The sequence below is a fragment of the Streptomyces sp. JLYT201 genome (genome assembly GCF_059448825.1).
Window position 1 is genome coordinate 4997086 of sequence record NZ_CM182551.1, and the last position, 23311, is coordinate 5020396.

The 23311-nt window shown below is 69.6% G+C and carries 19 protein-coding genes; 9 read left to right on the forward strand and 10 right to left on the reverse strand.

Going from position 1 to position 23311, the window contains the following annotated elements; all coding sequences use genetic code 11:
• Nucleotides 1-28 precede the first annotated feature (28 nt).
• From gnd to dnaA, 3 genes are all read right to left on the reverse strand, one after another.
• Complete coding sequence (gene gnd / locus AC5WAM_RS20735) at nt 29-913, reverse strand: phosphogluconate dehydrogenase (NAD(+)-dependent, decarboxylating) (RefSeq protein ID WP_138960702.1); 885 nt, start codon at nt 911-913, stop codon at nt 29-31.
• Nucleotides 914-1046: 133 nt separating this feature from the next.
• Complete coding sequence (gene dnaN / locus AC5WAM_RS20740; RefSeq protein ID WP_399611723.1) at nt 1047-2177, reverse strand: DNA polymerase III subunit beta; 1131 nt, start codon at nt 2175-2177, stop codon at nt 1047-1049.
• Between the two features lie 1115 nt (nt 2178-3292).
• Nucleotides 3293-5257, reverse strand: a complete 1965-nt coding sequence (gene dnaA / locus AC5WAM_RS20745; RefSeq protein WP_495523477.1) for a chromosomal replication initiator protein DnaA — start codon at nt 5255-5257, stop codon at nt 3293-3295.
• 386 nt (nt 5258-5643) lie between these two features.
• Here dnaA and rpmH point away from each other — a divergent pair, with 386 nt between their 5' ends.
• The 9 genes from rpmH to AC5WAM_RS20790 all read left to right on the forward strand — a co-directional run bounded on the left by rpmH (nt 5644) and on the right by AC5WAM_RS20790 (nt 12725).
• On the forward strand, nt 5644-5781 hold the full coding sequence (gene rpmH, locus AC5WAM_RS20750; protein ID WP_003956500.1) for a 50S ribosomal protein L34: 138 nt from the start codon (nt 5644-5646) through the stop codon (nt 5779-5781).
• A 21-nt stretch (nt 5782-5802) separates the two neighbouring features.
• The gene (gene rnpA, locus AC5WAM_RS20755; RefSeq protein WP_366796016.1) at nt 5803-6174 is read left to right on the forward strand and encodes a ribonuclease P protein component; all 372 of its coding nucleotides are present in this window, start codon (nt 5803-5805) and stop codon (nt 6172-6174) included.
• Entirely contained in the window at nt 6171-6530 is a 360-nt protein-coding gene (gene yidD, locus AC5WAM_RS20760) for a membrane protein insertion efficiency factor YidD (RefSeq protein WP_366796015.1), read from the forward strand. Before rnpA ends, yidD begins: the two co-directional genes overlap by 4 nt.
• Nucleotides 6531-6533: 3 nt before the next feature.
• Nucleotides 6534-7847: a membrane protein insertase YidC gene (yidC, locus tag AC5WAM_RS20765; protein ID WP_366796014.1), complete on the forward strand. Its 1314-nt coding sequence runs from the start codon at nt 6534-6536 to the stop codon at nt 7845-7847.
• Between the two features lie 14 nt (nt 7848-7861).
• Nucleotides 7862-8377, forward strand: coding sequence for a Jag family protein (locus AC5WAM_RS20770; RefSeq protein WP_030676855.1), 516 nt, complete (start codon nt 7862-7864; stop codon nt 8375-8377).
• 98 nt (nt 8378-8475) lie between these two features.
• A complete protein-coding gene (rsmG, locus tag AC5WAM_RS20775) occupies nt 8476-9192 on the forward strand; it encodes a 16S rRNA (guanine(527)-N(7))-methyltransferase RsmG (RefSeq protein WP_495523478.1) in 717 nt (238 codons plus the stop codon).
• A gap of 351 nt (nt 9193-9543) precedes the next feature.
• On the forward strand, nt 9544-10617 hold the full coding sequence (locus tag AC5WAM_RS20780; RefSeq protein WP_138966787.1) for a ParA family protein: 1074 nt from the start codon (nt 9544-9546) through the stop codon (nt 10615-10617).
• On the forward strand, nt 10614-11738 hold the full coding sequence (locus tag AC5WAM_RS20785; protein WP_495523479.1) for a ParB/RepB/Spo0J family partition protein: 1125 nt from the start codon (nt 10614-10616) through the stop codon (nt 11736-11738). Before AC5WAM_RS20780 ends, AC5WAM_RS20785 begins: the two co-directional genes overlap by 4 nt.
• 369 nt (nt 11739-12107) lie before the next feature.
• Nucleotides 12108-12725, forward strand: coding sequence for a GNAT family N-acetyltransferase (locus AC5WAM_RS20790; RefSeq protein WP_138960694.1), 618 nt, complete (start codon nt 12108-12110; stop codon nt 12723-12725).
• Between the two features lie 128 nt (nt 12726-12853).
• Here the strand turns inward: AC5WAM_RS20790 and trxA are convergent, their stop codons facing one another.
• The 7 genes from trxA to AC5WAM_RS20825 all read right to left on the reverse strand — a co-directional run bounded on the left by trxA (nt 12854) and on the right by AC5WAM_RS20825 (nt 23117).
• On the reverse strand, nt 12854-13183 hold the full coding sequence (gene trxA, locus AC5WAM_RS20795) for a thioredoxin (RefSeq protein WP_138960693.1): 330 nt from the start codon (nt 13181-13183) through the stop codon (nt 12854-12856).
• Nucleotides 13184-13228: 45 nt separating this feature from the next.
• Nucleotides 13229-14191, reverse strand: coding sequence for a thioredoxin-disulfide reductase (gene trxB / locus AC5WAM_RS20800; RefSeq protein ID WP_495523480.1), 963 nt, complete (start codon nt 14189-14191; stop codon nt 13229-13231).
• A gap of 179 nt (nt 14192-14370) precedes the next feature.
• Entirely contained in the window at nt 14371-15387 is a 1017-nt protein-coding gene (locus AC5WAM_RS20805; protein ID WP_495523481.1) for an RsmA family anti-sigma factor, read from the reverse strand.
• Nucleotides 15384-16136 carry an RNA polymerase sigma factor SigM gene (sigM, locus tag AC5WAM_RS20810; protein ID WP_495523482.1) on the reverse strand — a complete coding sequence of 251 codons (753 nt, stop codon included), beginning with the start codon at nt 16134-16136 and terminating at the stop codon, nt 15384-15386. Before sigM ends, AC5WAM_RS20805 begins: the two co-directional genes overlap by 4 nt.
• Before the next feature lie 36 nt (nt 16137-16172).
• Complete coding sequence (locus AC5WAM_RS20815) at nt 16173-17876, reverse strand: protein kinase family protein (RefSeq protein WP_495523483.1); 1704 nt, start codon at nt 17874-17876, stop codon at nt 16173-16175.
• A gap of 118 nt (nt 17877-17994) precedes the next feature.
• Nucleotides 17995-20649, reverse strand: a complete 2655-nt coding sequence (gene murJ / locus AC5WAM_RS20820; RefSeq protein ID WP_366796009.1) for a murein biosynthesis integral membrane protein MurJ — start codon at nt 20647-20649, stop codon at nt 17995-17997.
• Between the two features lie 47 nt (nt 20650-20696).
• Nucleotides 20697-23117, reverse strand: a complete 2421-nt coding sequence (locus AC5WAM_RS20825) for a DUF6049 family protein (RefSeq protein WP_495518453.1) — start codon at nt 23115-23117, stop codon at nt 20697-20699.
• Between the last annotated feature and the right edge of the window lie 194 nt (nt 23118-23311).

Sequence of the window (23311 nt, forward strand, 5' to 3'; positions counted from 1 at the left end):
GTGGACAGCGGGCCGCGCGGGCTGTGGATCAGTGCTCGCTCTTGGACTCGACGGCGTGGCCGCCGAACTGGTTGCGCAGCGCCGCGATCATCTTCATCTGCGGCGAGTCGTCCTGCCGCGAGGAGAACCGCGCGAACAGCGACGCCGTGATCGCGGGCAGCGGCACCGCGTTGTCGATCGCCGCCTCCACCGTCCAGCGGCCCTCGCCCGAGTCCGCGGCGAAGCCCCGCAGCTTGTCCAGGTGCTCGTCGTCGTCCAGCGCGTTGACCGCCAGGTCGAGCAGCCAGGAACGGATGACCGTCCCCTCCTGCCAGGACCGGAAGACCTCCCGCACGTCCGTCACCGAGTCCACGGCCTCCAGCAGCTCCCAGCCCTCGGCATAGGCCTGCATCATCGCGTACTCAATGCCGTTGTGAACCATCTTCGCGAAGTGGCCCGCGCCGACCTTGCCCGCGTGCACGGAGCCGAAGTCGCCCTCCGGCTTGAGCGCGTCGAAGACGGGCTGCACCTTGGCGACGTTCTCCTTGTCGCCGCCGTACATCAGCGCGTAGCCGTTCTGCAGGCCCCAGACGCCGCCGGAGACGCCGCAGTCGACGAAGCCGATGCCCTTGGCCGCGAGCTCCTCGGCGTGCTTCTCGTCGTCCGTCCAGCGGGAGTTGCCGCCGTCCACCACGACGTCGCCGGGCGACAGGAGCTCGGCGAGCTCGTCGATGGTGGACTGGGTCGCGGCTCCGGCCGGGACCATCACCCACACCACGCGCGGGCCCTTGAGCTTGCTCACCAGCTCTTCGAGGCTGTGGACATCCGCGAGGTCCGGATTGCGGTCGTATCCGATGACGGTGTGGCCTGCGCGGCGAATGCGCTCGCGCATGTTGCCGCCCATCTTGCCGAGGCCGACGAGACCGAGCTCCATCAGTGCGTTCCTAACTAGCGATGTGGCGTGAAGGCACGTCACGGCCGCTCGGCGCTGAGCGGCTCCGCGTACCCGCGGCACGTTCGTACCCGCGTCCGAGCCTACGCCCGGACGCGGCCACACACCTGTGGGCTCAGCCGCTCAGACGTACGGGCATGATCAGGTACTTGTACGCCTCGTCCGCCTCGGCGTCCACGGCCGGCTTGCCGCTCAGGAGCGCGGGCTTCGTCGACGTCGTGAACGACAGCTGGGCGACCGGGGAGTCGATCGCGCTCAGGCCGTCGAGCAGGAACGTCGGGTTGAAGGCGATCGAGATGTCGTCGCCCTCCAGCTGGGCGTCGACCCTTTCCACAGCCTGTGCGTCGTCGCTGGAGCCGGCCTCCAGGATGAGCACGCCCTGCTCGAAGCTGAGCCGCACCGGGGTGTTCCGCTCGGCGACGAGCGCCACGCGCTTGACGGCCTCCACGAAGGGGGCGGTCTCGATGACGGCGACCGAGTTGAACTCCGTCGGGAAGAGCGTGCGGTACTTCGGGAGGTCGCCCTCCAGGAGGCGGGTCGTCGTGCGGCGGCCCGCGCCCTCGAAGCCGATGAGGCCCTCGCCCGCGCCGGAGCCGGACAGGGCCAGGGTGACCGTGTCGCCGCTCGTGAGGGCCTTGGCGGTGTCCAGGAGCGTCTTGGCGGGCACCAGGGCCACGGCGGACGCCTCCGGGTTCTCCGGCTTCCACAGGAACTCGCGGACCGCGAAGCGGTAGCGGTCGGTGGAGGCCAGCGTGACCGTGTCGCCCTCGATCTCGATGCGGACGCCGGTGAGCACGGGCAGGGTGTCGTCGCGGCCCGCGGCGATGGCGACCTGGGAGGCGGCCGAGGCGAAGACCTCACCGGGGACGGTGCCCGTGGCGGTCGGCATCTGGGGCAGTGCCGGGTACTCCTCCACAGGCAGGGTGTGGAGGGTGAAGCGGGAGGAGCCGCAGACCACCGTCGCCCGTACACCGTCTGTGGAGATCTCCACCGGGCGGTTCGGCAGGGCGCGGCAGATGTCGGCCAGGAGGCGGCCGGAGACGAGGACCGTGCCCTCTTCGTCGACCTCGGCGTCCACGGAGACGCGGGCCGAGACCTCGTAGTCGAAGCTGGACAGGGAGAGGGCGCCCTCCTCGGCCTTCAGCAGCAGGCCCGCGAGGACGGGCGCTGGCGGCCGAGCCGGGAGGCTGCGTGCCGCCCACGCCACCGCCTCCGCGAGTACGTCGCGTTCCACCCGGATCTTCACTTAGCCGCCCTCCTGCTGTTGCTGGCACTGGGGACCAGTCTGACGCACCGCACTGACAGCTGGTGCCCGTCGGGGTCAAGTCGTGCCGAGAGGTCGTGGCGGCCCGAGCGGCGAGTTGTACACAGCCCCCACTTCAAAGCGGAAATCTGACTCTCTCTAGTCGGGAGTAGTAGTAGGGCCTGTGGAAACCGTGGATAACCGCGAATGCGCAGGTCAGCGCCCGTTTTTTGTCCACTGGCCCTGTGGGCGACGGCGGTGGACAACCGGGGGTAACTGTGGACGGGCGAAAGTTCTGCACACCCGATGCACAGGAGAGGGGGACTTCTCCCCAGCCCTGTCCCCAGCTTTACCCAGCTTCCCCACAGGCCAACCCGACAGCTTTGTGTGACGCCTTTCACTCGACCCGGTGAGAGCGCGCGTCGCGTTGCCGAACAGTGGACAGGCCTGGGGAGAAGCTGTGCACAACCAGCCCCAGCCTGTGGGCCGCCGGTGGACAACTTTTCCCACCCCCTGTGGAGAAGATCTTTATCCACAGTCTGTGGAGAGTCTTCGTCCACGAATCCACAACCACTTGACCTGGCCTGATGACTATTCAGCAGGGTCCCCTGTGGACACGGTTGGGACAACTTCCCAGTCCCCAGGGTGTGGAGAGCGAAAAGGCCGCAGATCTGTGGAGAACCCGGGTGAGGTGACCATGAATCGAACAGAAGATGACGAAGAGGTCGCGGTCATCGGGGGCGGAGAGCGCCCTGCACAGCCTTGAGGACGGCGTGAGGACGGCATGAGGACGGGTTTCAGCGGGCCGCGAGACGGGTCCTGGCGGCGCTGAGGAGGGCGCTCCTCGAACTGGGAACGCGTGCCAGGGGCCCGCCTCGCGGCCCGCTGCGGTCCTGCTGCGGCTGCTCCGCGGCTCTCCTGGAGGCATGCCACCCCCGCGTGGGCACGTGCCTGTGACCGCTCGTCGCCAGGCTGCTCCAACGCCCCGCCAAGCCCCACTACGTAGGCGATGTCTCACCACGTAAGCAATGGCCCACTACGTAGGCACACGAAAACGCGGCAGGGCGCCCCGGAGACGTGTCCCCGTGGCGCCCTGCCGTGGCGCATCGCCGTTGCTGTCAGCCGTTCTTGATGCGGTTGGTGAGCTCGGTGACCTGGTTGTAGATCGAGCGGCGCTCGGCCATCAGCGCACGGATCTTGCGGTCCGCGTGCATCACCGTCGTGTGGTCGCGGCCGCCGAACTGCGCGCCGATCTTCGGCAGGGACAGGTCGGTCAGCTCGCGGCACAGGTACATGGCGATCTGGCGGGCCGTCACCAGGACCCGGCTGCGCGACGAACCGCACAGGTCGTCCACCGTCAGACCGAAGTAGTCGGCGGTGGCCGCCATGATGGCCGTCGCCGTGATCTCCGGAGCCGCGTCCTCGCCGCCCGGGATCAGGTCCTTCAGGACGATCTCGGTGAGCCCCAGGTCCACAGGCTGGCGATTGAGCGACGCGAACGCCGTCACGCGGATCAGCGCGCCCTCCAGCTCACGGATGTTCCGCGAGATGCGGGACGCGATGAACTCCAGGACCTCCGGCGGGGCGTTGAGCTGCTCCTGGACCGCCTTCTTCCGCAGGATCGCGATGCGCGTCTCCAGCTCGGGCGGCTGGACGTCGGTGATCAGACCCCACTCGAAGCGATTGCGCAGCCGGTCCTCCAGGGTCACCAGCTGCTTGGGAGGCCGGTCACTGGAGAGCACGATCTGCTTGTTCGCGTTGTGGAGCGTGTTGAACGTGTGGAAGAACTCCTCCTGCGTCGACTCCTTGTCCGCGAGGAACTGGATGTCGTCGACGAGCAGGATGTCCATCTCGCGGTAGCGCTTGCGGAAGCTGTCGCCCTTGCCGTCGCGGATGGAGTTGATGAACTCGTTGGTGAACTCCTCGGAGCTCACGTAGCGCACGCGCGTGCCCGGGTACAGGCTCCGCGCGTAGTGCCCGATCGCGTGCAGCAGGTGGGTCTTGCCGAGCCCCGACTCCCCGTAGATGAAAAGGGGGTTGTACGCCTTCGCGGGGGCCTCGGCGACGGCGACCGCGGCCGCGTGCGCGAAGCGGTTCGACGCCCCGATCACGAAGGTGTCGAAGAGGTACTTCGGGTTCAGGCGCGCGGTGGGCTCGCCCGGGCCGGTCGCGGGCGCGGGCTGCGCGGCCAGCGGGCCGGGAGCGCCACTCGACGCGGGCAGGGAGGTGCCGCCGTGGCCGACGGGGCCCGAGGGGCCGCCGCCAGGGCCCCCGTGCGGGCCCGCGCCGGAGCCCGTGCCGGAGGGCGGCTCGTGCCGCTCACGCCGGTCGTGGCGGTCGTGGCGGTCGTGGCGGTCGTGTCGCTCCGGCCCCGGCCGCTCGGAGTGCTGCTGCTCGTACGGCGAGCGCTCCTGCGGCGGCTGCGAGCGGTAGTCGTGCTGCTGCGGCTGCTGGCCGGGGCTCGCGTACGGATCGCGCTCGGGGAAGCCGAGGCGCGGCTGCTGCCAGCCGTAGTCGTCCTGCGGCTGCTGCGGCCAGGCACCGGGGCGCTGGTAGTCCGGGTACGCCGGGCGGGCCGTCGGCAGCTGGTCCGGGCGCGGGCCTGCGGACCGCTCGTCCCCGGAGCGGCGGCCGTACGCGTCGTACGCGTCATGCCCCTGGCCGGAGGCGGGGGGCGGCTCCTGAGCCTCGTACCGGGGCGCGGGCTCTTCGTAGCGGGGCGGCTGCTCTTCGTAGCGGGAGGGCTGGTCCTCGTACCGTGGCTGCTGGTGCTGGACCGGCGGCGCGGGCGGGGTCTGCGGCTCGCCCACGGAGTCGTCGACCGTGATGGCGATGCGGATCGGGCGCCCGCACTCCCGGCTCAGCGTCTCGCTGACGACCGGGGCGAGACGGCCCTCCAGGACGCCCTTCGCAAATTCGTTCGGAACGGCGAGGAGCGCGGTGTCGGCGACGAGCGCGAGCGGCTGGCACCGTCGGATCCAGTGCTCGTCCTTCGCCTCGACGCCCTGCCCCCGCCCTTCGCCCAGCAGCTGTTCCAGAACCCTTGGCCACACTGCGGCAAGATCGGCAGGTACGTCAGCCACAGGGCACGCTCTCTCACAGGTCCCACGAAGGTGTGGTTCTTGGGACGGGTCGGGACGGAAATCGGGAGGGGCAGGGGGAAGGGAACGAATCGGAGTTCAGCCACGGTAGTCAGGGCGACGGGTGCGGTTCAAGTTGTTGTCCACAGGCTGTGCACAGTGTCTCTCCCCGACGGCTGGTTTGACCGGATGGCGTAGCCCCGCGTACCGTAACCAGGTCGAGTTGTCGATGGCTGCTGCCGCCTGCCTCCGATGGGCAAAGATCACGGTCAGTGATTGTGAAGCGGTGCACTCGGTGCCTATACGCGAGCTTCTCCGAGCTTCTCGTGGGCGCACGGTGACAGCCAGGCGATACCCGCCACCACACGAGTCATTACTGGAGCCCCCGAGTGAGCAAGCGCACCTTCCAGCCGAACAACCGTCGTCGCGCGAAGACCCACGGCTTCCGGCTGCGTATGCGCACCCGTGCCGGCCGCGCCATCCTGGCGTCCCGCCGTAGCAAGGGTCGCGCCCGCCTGTCCGCCTAAGCGCAATTAGGTCATGACGTCGTGCTGCCTACCGAGCATCGGCTGAGGCGGCGCGAGGATTTCGCGACCGCGGTACGGCGAGGACGCAGGGCTGGCCGCCCTCTCCTCGTCGTCCATCTACGCAGCGGTGCAACGGACCCGCACGTGCCAGGGGAGAGCGTTCCCCCGACACGTGCGGGTTTCGTCGTGAGCAAGGCCGTGGGTGGAGCCGTCGTACGCAATACGGTCAAGCGCCGACTTCGCCATCTGACACGCGACCGGTTGGCCTCGGTGCCCCCCGGTAGCCTGGTAGTCGTACGAGCGTTGCCCGGCGCGGGCGACGCCACCTACGCACAGCTGGCCCAAGACCTGGACGCCGCCCTGCGGCGCCTCCTTGGAGGGGGCGCGCGATGAAGTACCCGCTGCTGGCGCTGATCAAGCTGTACCAGTGGACGATCAGTCCACTCCTCGGCCCGGTGTGCAAGTACTACCCGTCGTGCTCCCACTACGGCTACCTCGCCATCGACCGGCACGGTGCGGTCAAGGGAACAGCGCTCACTGCCTGGCGCATCCTGCGGTGCAATCCGTGGTCGCTCGGTGGTGTCGATCACGTTCCGCCGCGCAAGCGTCCGCGGTGGCACGAGATGCTGCGCGTTGCCTGGCGCGAACGCAAGGGCGGGCCCTCCGCCGCTGGCGTGCCGACCGGAGACCTCCCACCGGCTCCCCCGAGCCCGGCCGCCGAGACCCCGTCCCATGCTCAAGGAGCCTGATTAGTGGACACGATTGCCGGTTTCTTCAGCTTCATCACGACACCCGTCTCCTGGGTCATCGTGCAGTTCCACAAACTGTACGGTGCGATCTTCGGCCCTGATACGGGCTGGGCCTGGGGCCTGTCGATCGTGTCCCTGGTGATCCTGATCCGCATCTGCCTGATCCCGCTCTTCGTGAAGCAGATCAAGGCGACCCGGGCCATGCAGACGCTGCAGCCCGAGATGAAGAAGATCCAGGAGCGCTACAAGAGCGACAAGCAGCGCCAGTCCGAAGAGATGATGAAGCTGTACAAGGAGTCGGGTACCAACCCGCTCTCCTCGTGCCTTCCCATCCTGGCGCAGTCGCCCTTCTTCTTCGCGCTGTACCACGTGCTCAACGGCATCGCGTCCAACAAGAAGATCGGCGTCATCGACCAGCAGCTGCTGGACAGCGCCCGTGACGCCCACATCTTCGGTGCTCCGCTCGCGGTGAAGTTCACGGACAGCGCCGACAAGGTCGCCTCGCTTGGCGCCTCGCTGACCGATGTGCGCGTCGTGACCGCGCTCATGATCATCCTGATGTCGGCCTCGCAGTTCTTCACGCAGCGCCAGCTGATGACGAAGAACGTCGACACGACGGTGAAGACGCCGTTCATGCAGCAGCAGAAGATGCTGATGTACGTCTTCCCCATCATGTTCGCCGTCTTCGGCATCAACTTCCCGGTCGGTGTCCTCGTCTACTGGCTGACCACCAACGTGTGGACCATGGGCCAGCAGATGTACGTGATCCGCCAGAACCCGACTCCCGGCTCCAAGGCCCAGGCCTCGTACCTGGAGCGCCTGCAGAAGCACATCACGACCGCCGGCAAGACCCGCAGCCGTGGCCAGGTCAGGGCCGTGAAGGCCATCGTCGCCAAGGGCCGCGACCGCAACGAGTACGAGCGGAAGTTCATCAACGGCCTGAACAAGGCCGGCTTCGCCGCCCAGGCCGACGGCACCGTGATCGTCAGCGACACCGTGGCCACCACGACCGAGGACGGTGCGCCCGCGGCAGCGCCCAAGCGGCAGCAGCCCAAGCGCCAGAGCAAGTCCAAGCGCCAGTCCGCCACCGCCGCCACGGGCGGCAAGACGGACGGTGGCGCGACGACCGCCCCGGCCTCCGATGCCTCCGGTCCGTCGCTGACCAAGTCCGAGGACAGCAAGCCCCAGGGTGCCGCGGCCAAGAACAAGCCCGCCGGCGCCGCCTCGGGCAGCCAGCCCGGCCAGGGCACCCGCAGCAAAGCCAAGTCCGGGCAGCGCAAGGGTCAGCAGCGGCCCAAGCACCCGTCCAAGAAGTAAAAGGAGTCCATCCCGTGACGGAAGGCACCACCACCTCCGCCGCAGCTGAGGCCGGCGACGCTCTGACCCGCCTCGAGCAGGAGGGGGAGATCGCGGCGGACTACCTCGAGGGTCTGCTGGACATCGCCGACCTCGACGGCGACATCGACATGGACGTCGAGGCCGACCGGGCCGCGGTGTCGATCATCAGCGATGCCGGCAGCCGCGACCTGCAGAAGCTGGTCGGCCGGGACGGCGAGGTCCTGGAGGCGCTCCAGGAGCTGACCCGCCTCGCGGTGCACCGGGAGACCGGCGACCGCAGCCGCCTGATGCTGGACATCGCGGGCTACCGTGCCAAGAAGCGCGAGGAGCTGTCCGAGCTGGGCGCCAAGGCCGCCGCCGACGCCAAGAGCTCCGGCGAACCGGTCAAGCTCAAGCCGATGACGCCGTTCGAGCGCAAGGTCGTGCACGACGCCGTCAAGGCCGCTGGTCTGCGCAGCGAGTCCGAGGGCGAGGAGCCGCAGCGCTTCGTCGTGGTACTCCCCGCCTGATCTGTACGTCTCATCCCGGCCCCGTCTGTTCGCAGACGGGGCCGGTCTTTGTCAGCCTGATAGTCACTGACCCAGTGCGGTACGGAAGGACGGTCCCCGTGACGGAGGAAGCGGAGCTCCCCCCGGCGCCGGAGCAGGCGCGCGCGGTTTTCGGCGAGCGATTCCCGGAAGCGGTCCGGTACGCGGAACTGCTCGCCGAGGCGGGAGTGCGGCGCGGCCTGATCGGCCCCCGCGAGGTTCCCCGGCTGTGGGAGCGGCACCTGCTGAACTGCGCCGTGCTGTCCGAGGTGGTTCCCGAGGGCGTGACGGTGTGCGATGTCGGCTCCGGGGCCGGACTCCCCGGCATCCCGCTCGCGCTCGTCCGCGAGGACCTCAAGATCACCCTCCTTGAGCCGCTGCTGCGACGCACGAACTTCCTCAGCGAGGTCGTCGAGCTGCTGGGGCTCGACCATGTCACGGTCGTCCGTGGCCGCGCCGAGGAGGTCCTCGGCAAGCTGCAGCCCGTCCACGTCGTGACCGCGCGTGCCGTCGCTCCACTGGATCGTCTCGCCGGATGGGGCGTCCCGCTGCTGCGTCCGTACGGAGAGATGCTGGCGCTCAAGGGCGACACGGCCGAGGAAGAGGTCAAGGCGGCGGGTGCCGCCTTGAGCAAGCTCGGCGCCGAGTCCGTCTCCGTGGTGCAGGTGGGTGAAGGGGTCGTCGACCCGTTGTCCACCGTGGTGCGGGTCGAGGTGGGCGAGAGCCCCGGCGGTGTGCGCTTCGCTGCCAAGCGTGCCAAGGCCGCGCGGGTCGGACGCGCCCGCCGCCGTCGCTGAAGGACGTCGGTGTCGCTGTCGACGAGGTGTCTTCCGTGCCGTTGATGCCTGTCGGCCGCTGGTGGACGCGCGTTGACGTTCGTCGCTGATCCGTCCTGACGACGAGCCGTACTCCACAAAAGCTGTCAAACGTACGCGTACCGGGGTGTCGCACGAGCGGCACCCCGGTCGCCATGCATCGTGTTTCACGTGAAACGTCGCTCACTGCTGCATGGCATCATCAGTCGCGGTCGCGCTGCCGAACCTCGCGAGCGTCGGCCACTTGGTTCCCTCGATAAGGGAACGGAGTTGTCCACAGAGACGGATTCGTCCACGGAAGACCGGGCCTCGCTGGTTCACGACCCCGAAAGCATGGGAGGCTCTGTTCATTGCGAGCCTGTAGTCGAGGAGAGTGAATCCTTGCGGTCCGACGCCAACATCGCGGGACCGATGACCGATCCGGTCCCCGGTCCCCGTACCGAGTCGGCGGGGGAGGATGTTTCACGTGAAACACCGAGCCCGATGGACGACACCCCCATCGGTCGTGCTGCCCAACTGGCGGTGGAAGCTCTTGGCCGCGCGGGCGAGGGCCTGCCACGGCCCGAGCAGACCCGCATCATGGTCGTCGCCAACCAGAAGGGCGGGGTAGGCAAGACGACGACAACCGTCAACCTTGCCGCCTCACTGGCCTTGCACGGTGCGCGTGTTCTGGTGATCGACCTGGACCCGCAGGGGAATGCCTCCACGGCGCTCGGTATCGACCACCATGCCGAAGTCCCCTCCATCTACGACGTGTTGGTCGAGAGCAAGCCTCTCGCTGAGGTCGTCCAGCCCGTCCCTGATGTCGAAGGTCTCTTCTGCGCCCCGGCCACCATCGATCTCGCCGGTGCGGAGATCGAACTGGTGTCGCTGGTGGCTCGGGAAAGCCGACTCCAGCGGGCGATCCAGGCGTATGAGCAGCCGTTGGACTACATCCTCATCGACTGCCCGCCGTCACTGGGGCTGTTGACGGTGAATGCCCTGGTGGCCGGTGCGGAGGTGCTGATCCCCATCCAGTGCGAGTACTACGCCCTGGAAGGCCTCGGTCAGCTTCTGCGGAACGTCGACCTGGTGCGGGGTCACCTCAACCCGAACCTGCATGTGTCGACCATCCTGCTCACCATGTACGACGGCCGGACCCGGCTCGCCTCCCAGGTGGCCGACGAGGTGCGCAACCACTTCGGCGATGAGGTGCTGAGGACGAGTATCCCGCGCTCGGTACGCATCTCCGAGGCGCCCAGCTACGGCCAGACCGTGTTGACCTACGATCCAGGCTCAAGCGGTGCCCTGTCGTACTTCGAGGCGGCGCGAGAGATCGCGCTGCGCGGAGTAGGCGTGCGGTACGACGTGCAGCACGCCCACACGGGCATCCAGAACGACCAGAACATGACGGAGGGGATCCAGTGAGCGAGCGACGAAGAGGGCTGGGCCGTGGCCTGGGCGCTCTGATCCCTGCGGCTCCCACGGAGAAGGCGGCTGCGCCGACCACGGGCGGAGCGTCCACCTCGCCGACGGCCGTGCCCGTCCTCACCGCGGAGCGCGGCGTGGCGGCCGCCACCGTGGCCGCGCTTCCGCAGAGCTCCCTTGCGCAGCCCTCGGTTCCGCAGGAGACGGAGGAGCCGGGCAGCGGGTCGGTGGAGGAACTGCGGAGCCCGGCCGGTGCGCACTTCGCCGAGCTGCCGCTCGACTCCATCACGCCGAACCCGAGGCAGCCGCGTGAGGTCTTCGACGAGGACGCCCTCGCGGAGCTGGTGACGTCCATCAAGGAAGTCGGGCTTCTCCAGCCCGTCGTCGTACGGCAGCTGGGTCCCTCGCGGTACGAGCTCATCATGGGCGAGCGGCGCTGGCGGGCTTGCCGTGAGGCGGGTCTTGAGCGCATCCCGGCGATCGTGCGGGCGACGGAGGACGACAAGCTCCTCCTGGACGCGCTCCTTGAGAACCTGCACCGCGCTCAGCTGAACCCGCTGGAAGAGGCCGCGGCCTACGACCAGCTGCTCAAGGACTTCAAGTGCACGCATGACCAGCTGGCGGACCGGATCGGCCGGTCCCGCCCGCAGGTCTCCAACACGCTCCGCCTTCTGAAGCTGTCGCCGAAGGTGCAGAACAGGGTCGCCGCTGGAGTGCTGTCCGCGGGCCACGCCCGGGCGCTGCTGTCCGTCGAGGACCAGGAGGAGCAGGACCGCCTCGCGTACCGGATCGTGGCCGAAGGGCTGTCGGTGCGGGCCGTCGAGGAGATCGTGACTCTCATGGGGTCGCGGCCGCAGAGCAAGCCGAAGGCCAAGGGGCCGCGTGCCGGGGCACGTGTGTCCCCCGCACTGACGAGTCTCGCCACGCGCCTCTCGGACCGGTTCGAGACGCGCGTGAGGGTCGACCTGGGCCAGAAGAAGGGCAAGATCGTCGTCGACTTCGCCTCGCTGGACGACCTGGAGCGGATCCTCGCCACGCTCGCTCCTGAAGAGGGCTCGGTCCTCAAGCGAGGTCTGGCCGATGCCGCGGCCGAGGAAATCTCGGACGGCGAGCAGAGCTGAGCAGCGACGGCGCCCTTCAGAGAGGCCGCGCGCTGAGCGCGGGGATCGGAAGACCGCTGTAGCCGAACCCTGTGACGCCTGTGAAAGCGGGCCGTGTCCGGTGTGTGCCGGAACACGGCCCGCTCTTTGCTTTCTTCCGGTATCGATGCAATCACATCGTGGATACGATGCGCTTGGGTATGGCGCATTCACCTGACGGCACCTCTTAGGGGAGGCGGGGGCCATGCGATCGGTGAGCCGCACCGGACTGATGACCGCAGGGTTCGGCCTGGGCGCGGTCGGTGGCTTCGTCGGCAGCCTGCTCAGGGAACGGAGCACACTGACAGCTGCTCGTGGCGCCGCGGGCGAAGGAGAAGAGGAACCGCCTTCATGGGGCGACGGCTCGTACCGCTCACGCTGGACAACCTTCCGGACCTTCCCAAGCGTTGCCGCGCGTGCGTCTTCTGGGAACTGGACCCGGTCAGCGGGCAAGCCGCGCTGAAGGCCGGAACACCCGAGCTGGAGAAGGAAGCGTGGATCTCCGCCGTCCTGCTGGAGTGGGGGTCGTGCGGCCGGGTCGTCTATGTCGACGACGTCCCGGTGGGTTTCGTCCTCTACGCTCCCCCCGCCTATGTGCCGCGGTCCACGGCCTTTCCCACGAGCCCGGTCTCGCCGGACGCCGTCCAGCTGATGACTGCCTGGATCATGCCGGGCTATCAGGGGCAGGGACTTGGCCGCGTCATCGTGCAGACAGTCGCCAAGGATCTGCTGCGTCGGGGGTTCAAGGCCATTGAGGCGTTCGGTGACGCGCGCTGGGAGAAGCCGGCCTGTGTCCTGCCCGCAGACCATCTCCTCGCGGTGGGCTTCAAGACGGTCCGTCCGCACCCTGCCTACCCGAGGCTCCGGCTGGAGCTGCGGACGACGCTCTCGTGGAAGGAAGACGTCGAGCTGGCGCTGGACCGGCTGCTGGGAGCAGTGCAGAAGGAGCCTGCCCTGCGGCCGCTCTAAACCGGCCGGACGCGCCGCAGACCGCGCAGCGGACAGACGAATGGGCCAACCCCTCGGGGTTGGCCCATTCGTGTTTCACGTGAAACATCGCTCTCCGCCGACAGAGCGGACACCGATGACGTGGTGCCTTACTCGGCGATGAAGTCCGCCAGGTCGCGCTCGATGGCGGCCTTCGGCTTGGCACCGACGATGGTCTTGGCGACCTCGCCGTTCTGGTAGACGTTCAGCGTCGGGATCGACATGACGCCGTACTTGGCGGCGGTGCCCGGGTTCTCGTCGATGTTGAGCTTGACGATCTCGATCTTGTCGCCGTACTCCTGCGCGATCGCCTCGAGGGACGGCGCGATCTGGCGGCACGGGCCGCACCAGGCGGCCCAGAAGTCCACCAGGACGGGCTTGTCACTCTTGAGGACGTCCTCGTCGAAGGAAGCGTCGGTCACGTTCTTCAGGTTGGCCACGGCGGGCTCCTCACATGGTGGTGCGGGTGGGGGAGGAAGGGAGGATCAGACGGCAGCAGCGGCCGCGGTCTCGCTGTCCGCGAGGGCGGCGAGGAAGCGCTCGGCGTCCAGAGCGGCGGCGCAGCCGGTGCCCGCCGCCGTGATCGCCTGGCGGTAGGTGTGGTCGACGACGTCACCGGCGGCGAAGACACCGGGGATGTTCGTCCGGGTCGACGGCGCGTCGACCTTCAGGTAGCCCTCGCCGTCCAGGTTCAGCTGACCCTTGAAGAGCTCGGTGCGCGGGTCGTGGCCGATCGCGATGAACAGGCCGGTGGCCGGCAGCTCGGACGTCTCGCCCGTCTTGACGTTGCGCAGGGTGAGACCGGAGAGCTTCTGCTCACCCTTGATCTCGGCGACCTCGCTGTCCCAGACGAACTTGATCTTCGGGTCGGCGAAGGCGCGCTCCTGCATCGCCTTGGAGGCACGCAGGCTGTCGCGGCGGTGGACGACCGTCACGGACTTGGCGAACCGGGAGAGGAAGGTCGCCTCCTCCATCGCGGTGTCGCCACCACCGATGACGGCGATGTCGTGGTCCTTGAAGAAGAACCCGTCGCAGGTCGCGCACCAGGAGACGCCACGGCCGGACAGCGCGTCCTCGTTCGGCAGGCTCAGCTTGCGGTGCTGGGAGCCCGTCGTCACGATGACGGCCTTCGTGCGGTGCACCGTGCCGGCCGTGTCCGTGACGGTCTTGATCTCACCGGTGAGGTCGACGGAGACCACATCGTCGGGCACGAGCTCGGCGCCGAAGCGCTCGGCCTGGGCGCGCATGTTGTCCATGAGCTCCGGGCCCATGATGCCGTCCTGGAAGCCCGGGAAGTTCTCTACGTCGGTGGTGTTCATCAGCGCGCCGCCCGCGGTGACGGCACCCTCGAACACCAGGGGCTTCAGGGACGCGCGCGCGGTGTAGAGCGCCGCCGTGTAGCCGGCGGGCCCGGAGCCGATGATGATCACGTTACGGACGTCGGTCACGGCTTGATTCCTCGTCTCTGAAGACTGCTGCGTACTGCTGGCGGGTGCCTGTCTCAGGGCTCTCACCCCACCCAACGGATCCTACGGGGCATGCATTCCCCAACGTGTCCGAGCACACGGAAGCGCGGGCGCGGAGCAGCAGAGCGAGATCGCGCACGTACCGTCGAGCTGGGGACCGCTCAGTTCCGGGCGTAGGACTCGGTGAGCAGTACCTTGCCGATGGATTCCGGCGACGAGGGCGCGTTCACACAGGCGGCATCGACGATATACGCGGACACCTTGGCACTGTCGGACTCATGGGCCACGACGACGAGGTAGGCGCTCTTGCCTTCGTAGGTGCCCTTGTCCACGGCCAGTGGTGCCCGGCCGTCGAGGCTCCGCTCGATACACGCGGGCACCTCGACGACGTCTTCGGGCGTCGTCGAGCCCTTCTTCGGGCCGTTCGGGCTGGACTGTGGTCCGACGCGTGTCTCGGGAGAGGCGGTGTTATCGGCACCCGCGATCGACGGCTCGGCGGGAAGCATGTCGTTGACGCGGTCCCGGAGCTTGTCCCTGGAGAACGCGTCAGCGCTTGCTGTGTGGCCCGCCGTGGTTTCCGAGCCTTCCGAGTCGCTCTCCCACGGGTGGATCAGCAGTGCTCCCAGGCCCAGGGCGGCGGCGGTGAAGACGGCGCCAAGGGCTGCCGTACGGCGACGCCTCCCCCGGAAGCGCCCGCCCCGGCCAGGCCCGGTAGCCGCACGAGCGTGACCGGACGGGCCATGGGTGCCGCTGCTGGCAGCGGCTGAGGCAGCGGGCTTGCTCGATGAGGCAGCCGCTTCGCTCGGCTCGGAGGTCGATGTTTCACGTGAAACATCGGCAGCGGGCTCGACCACGGATCCGCGTCCCGAGGCTTCCTCGGCCTCGCGGGCCACCAGGGGGGCACCCACGTCCTCGGTGACAGTGGAGTCCAGAAGCGCCTCAGCCGCCAGAGCCGCGTCGATGCGCTCCGCGACATCGGCGGGCATGCGCGAAGGCCCGGGCAGCGTGCCGAGCATGCCGCGAATCTCTTCGAGTGAGTCGTAGACGTCGGTACAGAGCGCGCAGCCGTCCAGGTGCTGCCGCACGTCGTGAGTGCGGGACGGTGAGAGCAGGCCTTCGGTGAGGTCGGAGATCTCGGAGACGTCTGGGTGCCCAGCCGAGTCCGTCGTCGTGGTCACGCTCGTCCACCTCCGCCCTTCACTGCCGCTGAATCGCCGGGTTCCGTGTCCTGGGACGACCCCGTACGCGGGGGGTCCGCTGCCGGTGGGACGGTTGTCCCCTGCGTCCGGTTCCTTCCTGGGGCGGCCTTTCTTCCTTCGCCCGGGTCGCCGGGGCCGCTTTCGCCCGGTGGCTCCGTCCGCAGATGGGTCAACAGGGGCAGCAGTCTTGCTCTGCCCCGCGCGCAGCGGCTCTTCACCGTGCCGGTGGGGACGTCGAGCACCCGGGCGGCCTCGGCCACGGGGTAGCCCTGCATGTCCACCAGGACGAGGGCGGCCCGCTGATCGGGCGGCAGCGTGCTGAGCGCCCGCAGGAGCTCCCGGTGCAGATCGCCGCGCTCCACTGGCGCCGCCGCGGACTCGTGCGGCTCGAGGAGCTGGTCCAGGCGCTCGGTGTCGTCGACGGGCGAGGTCTTGCGGGAGGCGGCCTTGCGCGCCCGGTCGAGGCAGGCGTTCACGGTGATGCGGTGCAGCCAGGTCGTCACGGCGGACTGGCCGCGGAAGGTGTGCGCGGCCCGGTACGCGGAGACCAGGGCGTCCTGGACGGCGTCCGCGGCTTCCTCGCGGTCTCCCAGGGTGCGCAGGGCCACGGCCCACAGCCGGTCGCGATGGCGGCGGACGAGCTCGCCGAAGGCGTCCTTGTCGCCGTCGACGTGGCGCGTCAGGAGGTCCTGGTCGCTGAGCTCACCGTGCACGGCGTCGTCCGCCACCTCGAACCCCCTCCCCCTGCCGAGACGCGCGGGCCCTCAGCCCTTGACGCCCTTGAACTGGGCGCCCGTGATGCCCTGCCGGTAGCCGGCACCGCGGTACTTCTCGGCCGGGACCGACGGAACCGCCGTCACCCAGAGGAGTACGTACCGGGACTTGGCCTTGGAATTCACCTTGATCTTCAAGGAGGAGCCGGTCGTCTTGCCCTCACCGATCTTCTTCATCGAGCTGACCGGCCCGATGGGTGACATCGAGTCGGTGGCGTAGAGCGAGATCGACGTGTGCTCTCCGCCGTACAGGAGCTTGATCGTCGCGTCCGTGAGCTTGTTCTCCGACCCCAGGTCGTAGACGAGGCCGGCGCCGGGCTTGTACGGGGCCAGGGGCGGACCCTCGTTGTACGTCGCGGTGCGCCAGACCGCGGCGCCGCTCTCGGTGGACTGCTTGAACTCTCCGCCCAGGCGGCTCGCCCGGGTGTCCTCGATGGAGATCGGCTTGCCGGGCTTGGGCTTGTTCTTGTCGCCGTCGTCGGACGTCTGTGACGTGCCCGAGTCCCCCGACTTGTTGTCCTGGTCCATGAGGGCGTCCGCCAGCTGCCAGCTGCCCAGGCCGAGCGCGGCGATGAGCAGCGCCGAGACCGCCCACTTGAGGGCCTTGCCGGTGCGGCTCTGCAGCGGGGGCGGCGGGGCCTGGATGACCTGGGTGGAGCCCGGAGGCTGCGGACCGCGGCCGTACGTGCCCTGTTGGTAGGTCGTGCGCTGGTACTCGGGCGGCGCCGTGAAGGCGGGCTCCGGCGGGCGGATGCGGGGCATCTCGCCGACGGCCTTCACCAGGTCGTCCGGCGTGGTGCAGGCGGGCTCCTGGCGGGACGCGGTCGCGCCGTCGTTGGCGAGCGCGCGCATGGACAGCTCGGACAGGCCCCGGTGCACCCCGGCGCGGACCTGGTCCGGCGCGATGAGGCCGACGCCCTTGGGCAGGCCGGAGAGGCCGTGGGCGTCGTTCTCGTACGGCCAGCGCTGGGTCAGGGCGGCGTACAGGAGGGCGCCGATGGCCTCCGTGTCGGTGCGCTGGGGGGTCTCGGAGGTGATGCCGCGCAGCGCGGCGTTCACGGCGAGGCCGCGGATGCGGTACTGGCCCGAGGAGGTGCGCAGCACGGCACCGGGCGTCAGCCGCAGATGGGCGAGGCCCTCGCGGTGCGCGGCGGCCATGGCCTGGGCGACCTGGCTGACGAGCTGGTAGGCATCGTGGGCCTCCAGCGGGCCGGAGGCCAGCAGGGCGGTGAGTTCCGTGGCGTCCGGAAGCCATTCGTGCACCACGTAGACGAGGTCGTTCTCCTCGACCGCGTCCAGGACCTGCACGAACCGCGGGTCGCCGAGGAGCGCCGCGGACCGGGCCGCGGCGAGCACCGAGCGCCCGCGGGGATGGTCGGCGGGCAGCACGTGCACGCCCACAGCACGGCGGAGCTTCTCGTCCACCGCGCGCCAGCTGCTGAAACCGTCCAGACGGGTGACGCACTCCTCGAGGCGATAGCGTCTGGCGAGTTTGTGGCCGCTGTGCAGTTCTGGGGGCGTGGTCGCCCCGGGCGGACTCGAGGGCCCCTTCGTCTCCGCCGCGCTGTCGTCCGCCGTGTCCCGCTCCCGGGTCTGGGCCACCCCGTCGGCCGTGGACTGATCCGCCTTCGCGGTCAGCGGCTCGTCGCCGCTGTTGCCTGCCACGTCGACGGCAGCCGTGCTCCGTTCCGCCACCGTCGTTCCTGCCTCCCCATCCGTTGCGCTACGTCAGACGCCAAAGCCAATTGTGCCCACAGACCGCCGCTATGCACGACACGCGGTAGCCGCCGATGGTTGTGCGGACTGCCACGCCTCAGCGTCCCAGGCGCCCCCGTACCGTGCCGACCAGGGAGTTGAGTTCCTGGATGCGCAGGCGCCGCGCGACGAGGAAGAAGACGCCGAACAGTACCGCGCAGCCGACGACCAGCGCGGCCAGTGAACCGAAGACGCCCTGTCCCAGGGCCTTCGTGATCGCGTACCCGGCCGCGGCGCCGAGAATCGCACCGGGCACCGAGGCGATCACGAGACGGGCGTACGTACGGACCACGTTCGCACCGTCCAGGTCGCCCCCCAGCCGCTTGCTTAGCCGTCGCCAGGCCACGCCCACCCCGATCGCGTAGGCGAGGCCGTACGAAGCGGCCATGCCCGCTACGGCCCAGCGGGCGGGCAGCACCATGTAGCAGAGCGCGGAGGCGGCGGCGTTGAAGGCGGCCACGATGACGGTGTTGTAGAAGGGGGTGCGGGTGTCCTCGTACGCGTAGAAGGCGCGGAGGACGACGTACTGCACCGAGTACGGGATCAGGCCGAGGCCGAAGGCCATCAGCATGTAGCCCATGCGGGTGGCGCCGTTGACGCCGGACGAGCCGAACATGAGCGTGCACATCGGGATGCCGAGCGCGACGAAGCTGAAGGCGATCGGCACGATCGCGACGGCGGAGGTGCGCAGACCCTGGGAGATGTCGTCGCGGACCGCGCCGGCGTCGCCCTCGTGGGCCGCGCGGGACAGCCGGGGCAGCAGCGCGGCCATCAGCGAGACGGTGATGATGGCCTGCGGGAGCCCCCAGATGAGCTGGGCGTTGGAGTAGGCCGAGAAGCCCGTGCCGTCCATGCCGGAGTGCTTGACCGCCGCGGTGCCCAGCTGGGTCACGACGATCGCGCCCGCCTGGTTGGCGAGGACGAAGAGGATCGTCCACTTGGCGAGCATGGCGGCCTTGCCGAGGCCCTGGCCCTTCCAGTCGAAGCGCAGACGCGGCTTGAAGCCCGTCTCCCGGAGGTAGGGGAACATCGCGAGCGACTGGACGACCATGCCGAGCAGCACGCCGACGCCGAGGAGGCGCACACCGTCGTCGGGGATCGACGTGACGCGCATGCCCGACTTCTCCGAGGTGCCGTACACCCACAGGAACATGCCGAGCGTCGCGATGATGACCACGTTGTTGAGGACGGGCGTCCACATCATCGCGCCGAACTTCCCGCGCGCGTTGAGGATCTGTCCCATGACGACGTGGATGCCCATGAAGAAGATCGAGGGCAGGAAGTAGCGGACGAAGGTGATCGCCACTTCGTTGGCCGCGGGGTCGCTGGCGACCGGCGTCGACAGCAGGTGCACCAGGACGGGCGCCGCGAACCAGCCGACGACGGTGAGGAAGCCGAGCGCCACCATGACGAGCGTGAGGAGGCGGTTGGCGTACGCCTGGCCGCCGTCCTCGTCGTCCTTCATGGCGCGGACGAGCTGCGGCACGAAGACCGAGTTCAGGCCGCCGCCCACGGTGAGGATGTAGATCATCGTCGGCAGCTGGTAGGCGACCTGGAAGGTGTCGCCGAGCAGGCCGATGCCGAGCGCCGAGACGATCATGGCGGAGCGGACGAAGCCGGTGAGGCGGGACACCATCGTGCCCGCGGCCATCACGGCGCTCGACTTCAGCAGGCTGGACGCGCGGCCGCCGGACTTCGCCGCGGGCGCCGCGGGCACGGGCTCCTGGGCCTGGGCCGGGGCCGGAACGGAGGGGGACTCGCCGGGCGGACGCGCGATGTCGTACTGCTGCGCGTCCTGGTACGGCTGACCCTGCTGGTTCGGGTCCTGGTAGTAGCCGTCCGCCTGCTGGTTCGCGTACGGGGCGTTCTGGTGGTTCACGTACGGGGTGCCGCTCTGGGGGTAGTACTGGGGGTCGTTCTGCGGGTACGCGTACTGCGCGCCGCCCTGCTGGTCGGCGTACGGCGCCGCGCCCTGCTGCTGGTAGGGGTACGCGCCGCCCTGGTCGGGGTAACCGGTGGCCTGCTGGCCGGGGTAGGCGGTGCCGCCCTGCTGGCCCTGCCCTTGGTACGCGCCGCCCTGTTGGTATCCGGCGTCCTGCTGGTAGCCGCCCTGGGGCTGCTGGCCCTGGGCGGGGTAGCCACCTGCCTGGTACGCCTGGCTCCGCGGGTCCTGCTGGTAGCCGTCGCCCAGGTGCGGGTCCTGCTGGTGTGCTCCGGCGCGCGGGTCGGGGTAGCCGCTGCCCTGCTGCTGGTCGCGGAAGAGGTGGGCGAAGGCGTCGGGCTGGTGCCGCTCCTCGCCGGCCTGGGTGACGAGGTCGTCGACGCCGACGTACTGCGTCGTGCGCGGGTCGTCGCCGTACGGGAGGTGCCGGGTGGCACCGTCCGGCTCCGGGGGCGGCGTCTGGGCCCATACACGGGGGTCCGGGGCGTGCTGGGGCGACGGCGGCTGGGCGTAGAGCTGCTGGGGGTCCTGGTACGTGCCGGGCGGGGGCGGGGGGTGCGCGGCACGGTCGTAGAGCGCCTCGGCCACCGGGTCCTGGGCCGAGAGGTCCTGGGCGCGGTAGGGGTCCTGGGCGTAGGCGTCCTGGAGGTAGGCGTCGGGCGCCTGCTGCTGTGGCACCTGGCCGTCCTCATGGGGCCCTGGCGGCGGGCCCCCGGCAGCGCCGGAGCCGCCCGCGCCCTGGCCGCGCTCACCGTCGTACGGCGCGTTCATGGTTTACCCCACCTCATGGTCCCCGGGCCCACCGGCCACGACATCGCTCAACGGTCCACTCTCTCACCCGTGTGCGACGGCTCGGTGCTTTCCGGAGCGGTGTCCGGGGTCGGGTCACTCGGCTGCTCGGGTTCGCCCGCGTCGGGGCCTGCGTCGGGCGCGGGGTCGTCCGTGGTGTCGCCGTCGCCGTCGGGGCCGCCGTCCGGGCCCGCCTCCGCCTGCTGTCGCGCCGCGCGCTTGCGCTGGGTGTACATGCGGAATCCGGCGAGCACGAGCAGCAGGACGCCACCGGCGATGACCAGCATCACCGTGGGGGTGACCTCGGTGACGTTGACGTCGAAGTACACGGCGTCGCCGTACGGCTGGTTGTCCTCGGTGTAGAGCTGGGCGTAGACCTGGACCGGTCCGTTGGCGTTGGCCGTGGTGGTGAACTTCACCGACTGGGTGTGACCGCCGCCCGTGATCTTGACCGGCTGCTCCTCGTAGAGGCCGTCGCCGATCTTCAGACGCGTGGGGTTCGTCGACGTCAGCCGGAGCCTGAGGTGGTCGACGCCCTGGACGAGGTTGTTCTGGACCGTCACCGGGATCGTCGCGCTGCGGCCCGACAGCTTGGCGTCGGACTTCTTGATCAGTGAGACCTGGCCCATGAGGCTGGTCAGATAGCTCTGCACGCTCTTGCGGTAGTCCTGCCCCGCCTCCGCGCGACCGCGCCACGACGTCGACATCTCGCGGTCCATGGCCCGCCCGAAGGGCGTGATCACCCGGTCCGGCTCGGAGAGGACCATCTTGAAGACGTCGAGCTCGTCCTGCGTCTCCCGGATCTCCTCGAACGCCGACCGGGGCAGCTCCTGCTTGCGGAGCGACGCCGGGTAGGAGGCGGCCGACGGCACCTGGGTGGTGGCGTCCGGGTCCGGCTTGGCCTTCGCTGCCGCGGTCAGGTCCTGCGGCTGCGACCAGCGCTCGTCGTCGAGGGCGGTGAGTGCCTTGGCCATCGCCTGGGCCTGGCTCGCGGTGGGCGTGCGCTGCGGGGCGACGACGATGTTGCGCTGCTTGGTGTCCTGGAGCGTGATCATGAAGCTCTGGGCGAGGAACTCCTGGACCGCGAGAGTGGAGTTCTCGGCCCGCGTCATGTCGCCCTGGAAGGCCGTGGAGAGCCGGGCGTCGGCGACCACGGCGGTGGTGCCGCCGCCGATGGGCCGTGCGGCGCTGGGCGTGTACGGCAGGCCGTGGGTCTCGCGCAGGCTGTCGCTGCGGGTGATCACCCGGTGGGCGCCCGCGGACGTGGCGACGTCGACGACGGACGGGTCGATGGCGCCGTCGGCGGGCCAGGCGAAGTCGGTGGTCGGCTTCACGAAGAGGATGTCGCGCACGGCCTTGGCGCCGACCTCGGTGGCCTCCTTGAGGTGGCCGAGCGACCCGGAGACCGCCTTGCCGTTGTGCGCGAGCGAGGCGAGGTCGGGGTCGGCGAAGGGCAGCGCGACGACCTTCTTGTCCTTCACCGTCTGCTGGAGCTCGGTGAGCCACTGCTGCGCGACGGCCTCGTAGCGGCCGGGAACTGTCGTCCCGTCCGGCCCCTCGACCTCGTACTTGTCCGCCATCGCCTCCACGGAGACCAGCAGGTCCGGGTCGATGACCCAGGTGACGTCGAGCTGCTCGCCGAGCGTCACCAGCTGCTCCAGGCGGCCGCCCGGCTGGATCTCCTTGGCGAGGTCCTCGTTCTTGAAGACGGGGGTCTGCTGTTCGTCGGAGCGCGTCTGCGCGGTGAGGTGCGTGGTGGAGATGAGCGGCCACAGGTACGTGGTCTTCGTCTTCGTCTCCGCGGACCCGTCCTGCCACGGAAGGAAGGTCCGCTCGATGCCGAGCACCTGCGGGTACGGCTGGGCCGCCGTCTGGCCCGTCAGTGTCACACCGAGCTGGTAGACGCCGTCCATGCCGAGGTCGAGGGCGCTGACGGGCACGGAGATGCTGAAGCGCTGCGGGACGCCCGGGGCGAGCTTGGTGATCTTCTTGACGTACTTGCCGCCGACCTCGGTGCCGTCGGTGCCGGGCTGGAATCCCTTGCGCTGCGCGGCGGTGTCGATCGCGGTGCGGCTGCCGAGGGGGGGAGCGATGCGCAGTCCGACCTGTGCCGCGGTGACCGGCTGACGGCCCTCGTTCGTGACCGTGCCGGAGACGGTGATGGTGTCGCCCTTGCGGGGCGCGCTGGGCGTCAGGGCGTCCAGGGAGACGTCGACGGTCCGGGAGCCCGTGGCGGCGGCCTTCAGGTCCGTCCGCACGCCTGCGGCGGCGCTCTTCGCGCCCGTGGCCGCGGTCTTCACGTCCGGTGTGGCGGCGAGCGCGGCGGAGCCCGCGGGCACCTGGAGCAGACCGGCCAGTAGGGGTGCTCCGGCCAGCAGTGCCGCTGTGCGCCGGAGCCACCGGCGGGCAGGTGAGGGGGTGGTCCCCGGGAAGTCTGCCGCCTCGGCCACGCGTTGCCCGTCCCTCGTCGTCGTCAGCTGTGTCGGTGGTTGTCGGATGCTGCGTCCACGCATGGTAACGAGGCGCGCCGGGCCTGAGTGCCGCGGACCACTCCACAAGATCGCGAGACCGCGCCACCCGTGCCGTAAGGGCCGAGGTGAGCGCTGTGGACGGGCTCCGCGGAGGCCGGGGAAATCGAGGCGGC